We start from the raw sequence: 11,821 nt of genomic DNA on the forward strand, positions 1-11,821 counted from the left end.
CCATTAATCCTAAGAAGTAAAATGTTTATTGCATTAAAATCTTTTTTTCTCAGTTTATTTTATTCTATTCCCAAAATAGAAAGGCTGCCTCACAAAAGGACAGCCTCTTCTACTAATGGTTTTATTAATGGGGTGGTGAGGTACAAACATTGAGACAAAAAAGTTGTTATTACCTTAAAGAAATAGGGTTAAAGTTTAAATTAATTTTTGTTAATAAGGAATCAGTAGTATTCTGAATTTTATAATTTTTTGTTGAAAAACTAAGATAGTGGTGATAGTATAAAAATGCAAATAATTTACTAAATATAGAATAAAATAACATATTTTACTCATTTACCGAAACGATGTTGCTTATTAAGAGACAAAAATAGGCAGCTAGACTTCTGAATTTTGGCAATGATATTTGAAAACAGATAGATTGAATTCTATCATTATCCAATTTTAAATATTTTTTTACCCAATATTGTATACAATACTGCATTCAATTTTGAATTCTTCATTAAGGGGAGGTATAAAGTGTTGAATAGTTTAGAAATGGATATCTATAATAAAATCAAGCAAGCTATTATCCAGCAAAAGCTTCGGCCAAATATGCAACTAATAGAAAAGGATCTTGCTGAATCGTTTGGGGTAAGCCGTACCCCTGTTCGAAATGTTCTGCGCAGATTGGAATATGAAAAATTAGTGAAAATTAAAGAGCATAAAGGTACCTTTGTATCTTGTTCAACAATTGAAGAAGCAAAAGAAGTATTTGAAATGAGGAGAATTTTAGAAGGGGAGGCAGTGCGAAGAGCATGCAGACTCTTTAACGAGGAACAATTACAAGAGCTAGAGACTCTGGTTGAAGAAGAACGACATATTTATGGTAGTCTAGATTTTTATGAATCTTTAAAAATATCTGGGGATTTTCATTTAAAAATAGCTGAAATCGCAGGGAATTCGTATTTTTATCAATATCTCGAAGACTTAATTTCCCTAACTTATGTGATCATAGCAATCTATGGAAGAGGTAAAATGGAAACATGTGGTTCTCACGATCATTTGCAAATTTTTAATGCTATTAAGCAAAGGGATGGTGATCTTGCAGAACGCTTATCTCTCATTCATCTTAGTGAAATTGAATCGAATCTTCATTTTAATGAGGAATTACAGATCTCGTCTTCATTGTCAGATATATTTCTTTAAATATTAATTGAAAGCGCTTACTAATGTGGTATTTAAGGAGGTGATACAGTCCATCGAAATCATTTTCAAACGTAATGTAGTTGTCATGTTATTTTTTTTTGATTTTCAAGAAACGCTGTTGCTTAATATGCGACGACATCTTGAGTCAACCGTAATAAGATGGTGGAGAATCGATGGGAAATAGTACTTTTAACAAAACAAATTCGTATTTTAATTCCTGTGAATGAAGAACTTAAAAAGAACACTTAGAAGAAAGATTGCATCATATCATAGCCTTGGCAAACATCTAAGACCTAACTTGTTAACCAATGCATATGTCAGAAATGCGGAAAACAATAAAAAAGGGGTTGGATGTATCATGTCTACAAATTTAAAAAGTTACGTTCCACAAGAAACGCAGATCCAACATGATACGGGTGTGGATGAATCACTTAATCCGAAAACCGAGGAAGGTAGGACGGTAAGTCCGTTAAACTATGTTTTTATGTGGGTTGGGGACGGTGTTAATTTAGGTAATATGACGCTTGGAGCTAGTATGATTGTAGCGGGAATCGCTACTTTAAACATCTTTCAGACATTTGCCGCAGCTATCATGGCAATTGGTATCATTTCAACTGTTTTTGCTTTAAATGACAGGCTCGGATACAGAACGGGAATACCATATGTAGTACAGCTTAGAATGTCCTTTGGGCTGAAAGGTTCCGTAATATCATCACTAATGCGCGGTATTCCCGCCATCGTTTGGTACGGTTTTCAAAGTTGGATTGGCGGTACTGCCTTAAATGAAATTGCGAAGATTATTACGGGCGGCGCCTTTGATAATGTTGCCATTTGCTTTGTAGTGCTACAGTTGGTGCAAATTGGGCTTTCGCTGTATGGATTCCATGCCATTAAATGGGTGGAAACGCTTGCGTCTATTGTTATTGTACTAGCGCTTCTCTATGTATTTGGCGTTCTACTAACTTCCCATAGCGAGGTTATTGCAGAAAAATGGGTTCATGCAGAAGGATCATGGGGCTTACCTTTCTTTGCATTGATAATGATGTTTATGGGGAATTATGCGGCTATCTTTTTAAGTGCAGCGGACTATTCAAGAGAGCTAAAATCTGGTATTAGCGACGCAAAACGCGGGTTTTTGTACTTTCTTCCTATATTAATAGCGTACGGCTTGACACTTGCAATCGGTGGAATGCTTGCTTCCGCAACCGGCATCAACAACCCTGTGAAAGCGTTTGCGGTAGTGGTGGATAACTCTTATATTACACTCTTTGTATCCGCATTTATTGTTTTGGGTGCAGTTGCAGTAAACATGGTTGCCAATATTATTCCGCCAACCTATGTTATTACCCTGCTTACAAAAATGAAATATAAACCTGCAGTTACCATAACCGGACTGCTTGCATTTTGCTCATTCCCTTGGGTTCTTGTACAGGATTCTTCGGCAAAGGGTCTTGGTATTTTCATCCTTATATATTCCGCATTTTTAGGTCCTATTGTTTCTATATTATTAGTCGAATATTATATATTAAGAAAGCAAAAAGTAAATGTTGCAGATTTGTATAAGGAAGACGGTCCATTTGCCGGGTATAATCCGGCAGCGGTGCTTGCATTGCTTATCGGCGCCGGAGCAGCCTTCATGAAAGTGGAGCTGGCATGGATTATCGGTGTTTTTGTGGCAGGTATTGCATATTTGCTTTTGATGAAATTTGCATTTAAAGATTCAAAATTCAAAAAGGGTACTATTTTTGAAAAGTAAACCTGTATTTCTAGGTTTCTAGGGGTTATTCACTCTGTCTAATTATATTGGATTGATGCAATCGGAGGATGAAATAAACAAGGTAGTTGAGTAATGTGAATATACGGAAAATTTTGAAAAAGGGGTTGGGAGAATGAAGTTTGATTTAATTATAAAGAACGGAAATGTAGTAATTGAACATACAGTAGAACAACTAGATATCGGTATACTTAATGGTAAAATTGCAGAAATTTCAAAAGAAATAGTCGGAGAATCTGCTGAAATTATAGATGCTTCTCATCAATATGTCATGCCTGGGATGATAGATGCCCATGTCCATATTTGCGAGCCAGGAAGAACGGAGTGGGAAGGGTTTGTAACAGGAACTCAAGCACTAGCTGCAGGGGGGACAACTTCATTTGTTGATATGCCATTAAACGCTTTGCCAGCAACGACTACAAAGAGTTCACTGCATTTAAAATTAAAATCTGCTGAAAATAAGGCGTATGTTGATTATGCTTTGTATGGTGGATTAGTTCCTGATAATCTCGAAGATTTAGAGGACCTTTCTAACGAAGGTGTTGTGGCCTTCAAATGTTTTATGGCAACATGTGGTAGTGAGGAAATTGGAGATTTTAAAAATGTTGATGATTTTACTCTATATCAAGGTATGAAAAAACTATCGGAATTGGGGCATATTTTATCTATACATGCTGAGAATGCAGAGCTTACTGATAAACTGGCAATTGAAAAGAAGAAACAAGGGAAGACAACAGCAAGAGATTATGTCGAGTCCCGCCCAATTTTTACTGAGGTTGATGCTGTAAAACGTGCTTTGTTATTAGGTAAAGAGACTGGCTGTAAATTACATTTCGTTCATATTAGTAGTGGAGAGGCTGTTGAAGAAATCCTTAAAGCACGTAAACAAGGCCAAGAGGTTACGATAGAATCGTGTCCTCATTATTTCATGTTAGATACGGAAACCTTTGAAAAGATAGGACCTGTTGCGAAATGCGCTCCGCCGCTTCGTTCTAAAACAGAACAAGATAAATTATGGGAAGCTCTTAAGGAGGGGAAAATTGATATCCTGACTTCAGACCATTCCCCATGTCCTCCAGATATGAAGCAGAGCACCACAAATAATATGTTTGATGTGTGGGGAGGGATTAGTGGCTGCCAAAATAATGTTGATTTAATGTTTGACGAGGCTGTTAAGAATCGAGGGGTTTCTGTAAGTGAATTTTCAAAGATGATTGCGACAAAGCCTGCAGAAATATTTAACTTAAGAAATAAAGGAAGCATTAAAGTTTCCTATGACGCTGATATCATTCTCCTTGATCCAAATAAATCGTACACCGTTAAGCCAGAAGATTTGTATTACCGTCATCAACAAAGCCCTTATGTTGGAAGAAAGATTAACTGTCGAGTGACGAAAACGTTTGTAAGGGGACAACTAGTATTTGATTTTGAGAAGGGGATTGTAGGTCAGCCAATCGGGAAGTTTATTTCGGCAAAAAGTAGTTTCGTAAAAGCATAAAATCCTCTAAAGAAGGTTGACCTAAAAGGGCCCTTAAGTTGCTCTTGATGGCGTCATACCTTCTTTTTGTTTTATTTTTTGAATGGTATTATGTTTGGGGATTGCTATTGTGGTAAGATAAAGAAAAAGTAATATAGGATTTAATCGGAGGGTAATGCAAATGGTTAAGTCAGTGGATAGGGCGTTAACAATTATTTCATTAGTAAGCAAGCGTAAAGAAGGGATTGGGGTTACTGAGCTTGCCTCCAATCTAGATTTAAATAAAAGCTCTATATTCAGATTATTAAGTACTCTTGTAGATCATGGATTCATCGAACAAAATCCTGAAACTAAAAAATATAGATTAGGCTATAAATATTTAGAATTAAGTTCGATGCTGCTTGAATCTATTGACTTGAGAACTCAAGCTAAACCTTTTCTGGAAGAGTTAGAATCACATATTAATGAAGTGATCCACTTGACCGTATATGATCAAGGAGAGGTAATCTATATTGAAAAACTTGAGGGAAGTGAAACCCTTAGAACACATTCACAAGTAGGAAGACGGGCCCCAATGCATTGTACGGCAGTCGGCAAGGTAATCTTAGCCCATCTGCCATTAAATGAGATCGTAGATATAATTGACAAGCATGGTTTACCAAAGCATACTGAACAAACGATTACAGATAAAGAATCTTTTTTTAAAGAATTGGGGAAAATAAGGAACGAAGGTATTGGTAGAGAAGTTGAAGAAAATGAACAAGGAATCACCTGTATTGCAGCGCCAATTTTTGATAATCGGAAGAAAATTACTGCTGCCGTTAGTATTTCAGGACCAAGCATCCGAATGACTGAAGAAAGATTAACTGAAATTAAACCAATTATAATGGATATTGGTAAAAAGATTTCCAAAAGGCTTGGTTACACAGACAATTAAATAATGTGAAAAAGGAATTGGTATCAAACCAATTCTTTTTTTGTGGAAATTTATTGAATCAAGTTTATCTTTGAATAGGAACTTTGGTGTTTTGCCCTACGAAAATTTTTATAAAAAATTTAATGGTAAAATACTTGAAATATTCAAAAAACGGTGATAATATCAAAATAAGAAACAAGGTTAGTTAATAAGCAACAGGTTACTCATTTTTATTTTTTAACCATTTAATGAAACGGCGTTGCTTATTGTGCGACTAAAAGGAGGAGTAAATAGTGGATTTTTCTAAAGAGAAAGGCGAATTTTATAATAATCTAACTAAAACGATTCGCCGGCACATAGTTAAAATGACGAACCATGCAGGAAGTGGTCATCCTGGTGGTTCTTTATCGGCAACTGAATTAATGTCCGTGCTATTTTTTGAACACATGAATGTTGATCCTGACAACCCAGATTGGCAAGACCGAGATTGTTTCTTCTTATCTAAGGGGCATTGTACACCTGTTTTTTATTCAGTATTAGCTGAAAAAGGTTTCTTCCCGGTTGAAGAGTTAATGACATTCAGGGACGTTGACGGTAGGTTACATGGACATCCATGTGGAGAGCATATTCCAGGTGTAGACATATCTTCAGGATCACTTGGTCAAGGATTATCGGTAGCTAATGGTGTTGGATTAATTGCAAAACTGGATGGCAGCAATAGAAGATCATATTGCATGATAGGTGATGGAGAATTACAAGAAGGTCAAGTTTGGGAAGCGGCAATGACAACTGCACATTACAATCTTGATAACGTTTGTGCGATTATCGACTGGAACAAAATTCAACTTGATGATTTTGTTGAAAATGTAAAAGGTGTAAAAAATCTTGGTGATAAATTTAGAGCTTTCGGTTGGCACGTTGTTGAAATTGATGGTCATGATATTCATGCAGTTAATGAAGCGTATAAAGAAGCTAAACGCACTAAAGGCAGACCTACTGCAATTCTAGCTCATACGGTTAAAGGCAAGGGAGTTTCATTTATGGAAGATACCCATGATTGGCATGGAATGGCCCCGAATGATGAGCAATTAGAAATCGCTTTAAAGGAGTTGGCTTAAGATGGCAAATCAAGAAGCACCACGTAAAGGTTTTGCTGATGCACTGATTAGACTTGGAGAAAAACATGACAATCTAGTAGTACTTGACGCGGACTGCGCAAAATCGAATATGACAAATCTATATAAAAATAGATTTCCAGAACGCTTTTTCAACATCGGTATTTCTGAATGTGATTTAGTAGGTACCGCAGCCGGTATGGCAGTGGCGGGTAAAGTACCATTTGCCAATGCTTATGCAAACTTCCTTACTGGGCGCGCATTTGATCAAATGAGAATTTCAGTATGTTATTCAAATAACAATGTGAAAATTGTCGGTCATAACGCTGGTACATCAGCTGCTCAAGAAGGTGCAACACATTTACCGCTTGAAGATATTTCTTTAATGCGCTCACTTCCACGTATGACTGTAATTGTTCCAGCTGATGCGGTTGAAATGGAAAAAGCAGTAGAAGCTGCTTATTACCATGAAGGACCAATTTACCTCCGTGTTGGCAAATTACCAGTACCGATCGTTACCAAAAAAGAAGAACCATTCAAAATAGGTAAAGCAATTAAATACCGTGAAGGATCTGATATTACAATCATCAGTACGGGGATAATGCTTGATGAATCACTAAAAGCAGCAGGTGAATTGGAAAAGCAAGGCGTAAGCGCTGAACTTTTACACATCCATACAATTAAACCTATTGATAAAGAAGCCATTATTGCATCTGCTGCAAAAACAAAACATGTCATCACAGTTGAAGAGCATTCAATTATAGGTGGATTAGGTAGTGCTGTTGCTGAAGTATTATCGGAAAACCAACCAACTAAATTAAGAAGAATCGGTACAAATGACCGTTTTGGGGTTTCTGGAAAAATGGATGAATTACTTGATTTATTTGAATTAAGAGCACACCGTATTATTTCTACTGCAAATGAATTATTAGGGCATAGAGTAACTAGCTAATCACATTTTTAGATAATGAAAGGGGGAGGGTTTTTGTCAAACGCAACCCAATATCTAAGTTTAAAGGATACTTTAGACCTCTTCTCTAAATCGGATGACAGCCTTCGTGCAAAAATCAAAGCTCATTTAAATCAAACAAATCATAAGTTTATCGTTTTAGATGATGATCCAACTGGTGTCCAAACGGTACATGATATTTTTGTCATTACGGACTGGGGAAAAGATTGGATTAAAAAAGGGTTATCTAATGAGAGAAGTGTACTTTATATTTTAACAAACACAAGAAGTTATAATGCAGAAAAAACGGAAAACATCAATAGGGAGATTGTCCAAAACATTGTTGACGTTACTAAGGAAATGGGTATTAATTATTCGATTATTAGTAGAAGTGACTCAACATTAAGAGGGCATTATCCACTTGAAATTAATGTGCTCCAAGATGAATTATTAAAAACTGCTAATGTACAAATTTCAGGTCATTTAATCATACCGGCTTTTTTTGAAGCACATCGTTACACCTTGGATAATACTCATTATTTAGGGATGGATGGTCAGCTTATCCCAGTAAATGAAACAGAATTTGCGAATGATTCCGTTTTCGGGTTCAATACTGCTAATTTGCCGAAATGGATTGAAGAGAAGACAAATGGAAGCGTAAATTCAGAGTCAGCTTTGATCATTTCACTTGAAGATATTCATGATGGTGGCATTGATAAAGTTTATGAGATTTTACTATCTGCCAACAATAATGCTCCTATTATAGTAAATGCTAAATCTTATTATGATTTGGACATCGTATCATTAGCTGTCCTTAAAGCAATTGATTCTGGCAAGCAATTCTTGTTTAGAACTGCAGCATCTTTTGTAAAATCGATTGCGGGAATTCAGGATCGTCCATATTTATCAGCTAATGAGATTGTTTCAAATGATGAAAGCCAAAACAATGGTGGCTTTATTATAGTAGGTTCTCACACGAATAAAACTACGGAACAAATTAAGGAACTAATGAATAGATACCCGATTGAACAAATCGAAATGAATGTTGCGAAAGTTCTGAATAAAGAAACGAGAATTGAAGAGCTAACACGAGTATGTCAATTAGTAGATCAAAATATTTCTTCTAATCGCGATACGCTTGTATATACGAGTAGAGATTTAATTAGTGCGAAAGATAAGGAAGAAAACTTAAAGATTAGTCAAACTGTTTCAAGTTCTTTAGTTAAAGTTATTCGCTCACTAAAAGTAAAGCCGAAATTCATCATTGCAAAAGGCGGTATAACTTCGAGTGATGTGGCAACTGACGGCTTAAAAATAAAATATGCAAAAGTTTTAGGGCAAGCGATCGCCGGTGTTCCAGTATGGTTAACCGGAAGTGAAGCTAAGTTCAAAGATACACCTTATATCGTATTTCCAGGCAACGTTGGGGATAAAGGTTCGATTGCTCAAATCTTTGAAAATATAAAAAAGGATCAAAAGGGAGAGATATAAATGGCTAAACAAAAAATGACAGCTGCTGAGTTAATTGCCTTGTATTTAGAAAAAAGAGGAGTGAAACACGTTTATGGTATACCGGGAGCTGCAATTTTACCATTCTATGATGCAGTAAAAGAATTAACTAAAATTGAATCTTATATTGTCCGTCACGAGCAAACTGGTGCTTTCATGGCTGACGGTTATTCAAGAGCAACTGGTGAAGTGGGTGTATGTGCTGCCACATCAGGTCCTGGTGGAACTAACTTCTTAACTGGTCTTTATGGTGCATGGATGGATTCCATACCAATGATAGCAATTACTGGTCAACAAAAAAATAGTCTAATTGGAACCATGCAATTCCAAGAAGCGCCTATCGTTGAAATGGCAAAACCTGTAACGAAAGCTGCTTACCGTTTAACTGACGGCTCGAAAACCGCTGAATTTATTCACGAAGCATGGGTAACAGCAACTACTGGCAGAAAAGGTCCAGTCCTTCTTGATTTACCGATTGACCAACAAAAAGTAGAAATAGAAGTAGACCTAGATGAGCTTATCGCTTCTACTCCAGTCGATAACTTACCACAAGCTTCCGATGCCGATATAGAGAAAACATTAGAATTATTAAAAGATGCTAAAAGACCAGTCTTACTTTCTGGTGGAGGGGTTAACATTGCAAACGCTACTACTGAATTAAAAGCGTTAGCTGAAGAACTGCAAATCCCTGTAGTGACTTCTGGCATGGGGATGGATACATTCCCCAACGATCACCCTTTATTCGCTGGACGTATGGGAACGATGCTTGATACTCCATTCGGTAACAAAACAATTATTGAAGCTGACTTAGTCATCAACCTTGCCGGACGTTTCGCTGATCGTTCTACTGGAAATGTTTCGGTATTCACACAAAACGGTAAGAAAATTGTCCACGTAAACCTTGATAATAAAGAAATTGGTAAAGTTGTACCAACTAATTTAGGTATCGTTTCTGATGTTAAAGCTTTCATGATTAAACTTACAGAAGCCCATAAAGCACTTGGCGCTCATGTCGCTGCAACTGCCGAAGTAGGTACTAAAGTTAACTTAGCTGAAGAGCGTAAGAAATGGGCACGTAAAACGGATTACACAACACTTCCAATCAGACAAGAGCGTGCATTGCGAGAACTTCGTGAATTCTTGGATCGCGATGCCTTCGTATCACATGACTGTGGTATCAGCCAGATCTGGTCTAGTCAATTATTTGAAACGTATGAACCAAGAACATACTTATTAACTGGCGGTGCGGGTACAATGGGGTGGGGGCTTGGTGCAGCAATGGCAGCGAAACTTGCATTCCCTGAAAGACAAAGTGTAAACATCCTTGGTGATGGAAGCTTAGGGATGTCATTACAAGATATTGCTACAGCTGCAAAACATGATATTCCGGTCATTATTTTCTGTATGAATAACTCATTAATGGGATTAATTCGCCAACAACAAAACTGGTTCTATAATGAACGCCAAATTTCTACAGACTTAATTTACAAAAATGAATTATGTGATAATGAAGAGCGAGGAATCGACTTTGTTAAAACGGCTGAAGGTATGGGTGTTCGTGGTGAGCTTGTTACACATTATGATGATATCAAACCAGCTCTACAACGTGCAGTTGACTCAGGTAAACCATATTTAATAGAAGTTATAGTTGATCCAGATCCTAAGAACGCATGCGAATTCTCTAATAACGGTGCACTTAATGGCTTTAAATACTCTGAAAAAATTGATTATTCTAAATAATCATCACTAATAATGGAAGTGATTTTTTTGAAGCAATGGGATATGACCTATTGCTTCAAAAAACATATTAGTAATAAAAAGCAGTATTGCCTTTACTTAAATAATGGGTTCATTAAAGGAGGGAAGCCGAAAAATCGGCGAAACGATGTCAGCAAATCTTCATAATTCTATGAAAGTCGGAATTGTTCACTTTATGGCTTATCCGGAAACAATGGGTGGAGATGGCCCAGCTGTTGAAACAATTAAGAAAATTGTACAAGATGATTTTTTCTCTGGAATTGAAATTACATCCATTAACAATCCTGAAGAACGTAAAGAGGCTGCTCAAATTTTACAATCTGGTGGAATGAATGTAGGATTTGGTGCACAACCGATTCTATTAAGAAACAAAGGAAACCTTAATTCTTTTGATGAAGCTGAGCGTAGAAGGGCTATCGATTTAGTAAAAGGCGGAATTGACCAAGCTTACGAAGTAAATGCTGCTAAACTTGGTTTCTTAAGTGGGGCTAAACCAGATACTCAACAAGATGTTGCCTTACAATTACTAACGAATTCTATCAAAGAATTATGCGATTATGCAAAATCTAAAGGTGATTTAGTACTCTCACTTGAAACATTTGATGATGAGACTGATAAGAAATGTCTAATCGGTTCGAATAAACTTGCTGTTGAAGTTGCAAAAGAAGTTCGTAAAGTAGATCCCACTTTCGGTTTAATGCTTGATTTAAGTCATTTACCAATGCAACGTGAAACGTCTCATGATGCATTAACGGTTGCTCGTGATTATATTAACCATGCCCATATCGGAAATTGCTATATTAAAGATACTTCTGATCCTGCTTACGGCGATCAGCATCCGCGTTTCGGATATCCAGGAAGTGAAGTTGATGTTTCTGAATTAGCGGAGTATTTACGATCCCTATTAGAAATCGGTTACATCGGTGAAGGCATAAAGAATATAGTCGCTTTTGAAGTAAAACCTGTCGGTACAGAATCATCAGATATTGTAATTGCACAGTCAAAACGTACTCTCGTTGATGCATGGTCATTATTACATTCAAAAAAAGGGCGTTTAGTTAGTTAGCCTATATATGTACGATATGTATTAAACGGTGACAAGTGCTTTTGCTTGTCGCCGTTTAATCTAACTTTTAAT

9 protein-coding genes are annotated in these 11,821 nt (G+C 36.6%); all 9 read left to right on the forward strand.

Annotation, left to right across the window (positions count from 1 at the left end):
- Positions 1-519: 519 nt before the first annotated feature.
- The 9 genes from JNUCC41_RS13910 to JNUCC41_RS13950 all read left to right on the forward strand — a co-directional run bounded on the left by JNUCC41_RS13910 (position 520) and on the right by JNUCC41_RS13950 (position 11,749).
- On the forward strand, positions 520-1,185 hold the full coding sequence (locus JNUCC41_RS13910; protein ID WP_228467332.1) for a GntR family transcriptional regulator: 666 nt from the start codon (positions 520-522) through the stop codon (positions 1,183-1,185).
- 358 nt (positions 1,186-1,543) lie between these two features.
- Complete coding sequence (locus JNUCC41_RS13915; protein WP_192203514.1) at positions 1,544-2,941, forward strand: NCS1 family transporter; 1,398 nt, start codon at positions 1,544-1,546, stop codon at positions 2,939-2,941.
- A gap of 133 nt (positions 2,942-3,074) precedes the next feature.
- Positions 3,075-4,457, forward strand: a complete 1,383-nt coding sequence (allB, locus tag JNUCC41_RS13920; protein ID WP_192203515.1) for an allantoinase AllB — start codon at positions 3,075-3,077, stop codon at positions 4,455-4,457.
- 160 nt (positions 4,458-4,617) lie between these two features.
- Positions 4,618-5,373, forward strand: coding sequence for an IclR family transcriptional regulator (locus tag JNUCC41_RS13925; RefSeq protein ID WP_192203516.1), 756 nt, complete (start codon positions 4,618-4,620; stop codon positions 5,371-5,373).
- A gap of 272 nt (positions 5,374-5,645) precedes the next feature.
- Positions 5,646-6,470, forward strand: coding sequence for a transketolase (locus JNUCC41_RS13930; protein ID WP_034314956.1), 825 nt, complete (start codon positions 5,646-5,648; stop codon positions 6,468-6,470).
- 1 nt (position 6,471) lies between these two features.
- On the forward strand, positions 6,472-7,419 hold the full coding sequence (locus JNUCC41_RS13935; RefSeq protein WP_192203517.1) for a transketolase family protein: 948 nt from the start codon (positions 6,472-6,474) through the stop codon (positions 7,417-7,419).
- A 33-nt stretch (positions 7,420-7,452) separates the two neighbouring features.
- Complete coding sequence (locus JNUCC41_RS13940; RefSeq protein WP_192203518.1) at positions 7,453-8,907, forward strand: four-carbon acid sugar kinase family protein; 1,455 nt, start codon at positions 7,453-7,455, stop codon at positions 8,905-8,907.
- The gene (locus JNUCC41_RS13945) at positions 8,908-10,665 is read left to right on the forward strand and encodes a thiamine pyrophosphate-binding protein (protein ID WP_192203519.1); all 1,758 of its coding nucleotides are present in this window, start codon (positions 8,908-8,910) and stop codon (positions 10,663-10,665) included.
- 145 nt (positions 10,666-10,810) lie between these two features.
- Complete coding sequence (locus JNUCC41_RS13950; protein WP_192203520.1) at positions 10,811-11,749, forward strand: sugar phosphate isomerase/epimerase family protein; 939 nt, start codon at positions 10,811-10,813, stop codon at positions 11,747-11,749.
- Positions 11,750-11,821 lie beyond the last annotated feature (72 nt).

The sequence above is a fragment of the Brevibacillus sp. JNUCC-41 genome (genome assembly GCF_014844095.1).
GTDB classification, from domain to species: domain Bacteria; phylum Bacillota; class Bacilli; order Bacillales; family DSM-1321; genus Peribacillus; species Peribacillus aracenensis.

Coding starts and splice junctions, on each gene's coding strand:
- JNUCC41_RS13915 (WP_192203514.1), top strand. CDS start 1,544: ATGTCTACAAATTTAAAAAGTTACGTTCCACAAGAAACGCAGATCCAA.
- allB (WP_192203515.1), top strand. CDS start 3,075: ATGAAGTTTGATTTAATTATAAAGAACGGAAATGTAGTAATTGAACAT.
- JNUCC41_RS13925 (WP_192203516.1), top strand. CDS start 4,618: ATGGTTAAGTCAGTGGATAGGGCGTTAACAATTATTTCATTAGTAAGC.
- JNUCC41_RS13935 (WP_192203517.1), top strand. CDS start 6,472: ATGGCAAATCAAGAAGCACCACGTAAAGGTTTTGCTGATGCACTGATT.
- JNUCC41_RS13945 (WP_192203519.1), top strand. CDS start 8,908: ATGGCTAAACAAAAAATGACAGCTGCTGAGTTAATTGCCTTGTATTTA.
- JNUCC41_RS13950 (WP_192203520.1), top strand. CDS start 10,811: ATGTCAGCAAATCTTCATAATTCTATGAAAGTCGGAATTGTTCACTTT.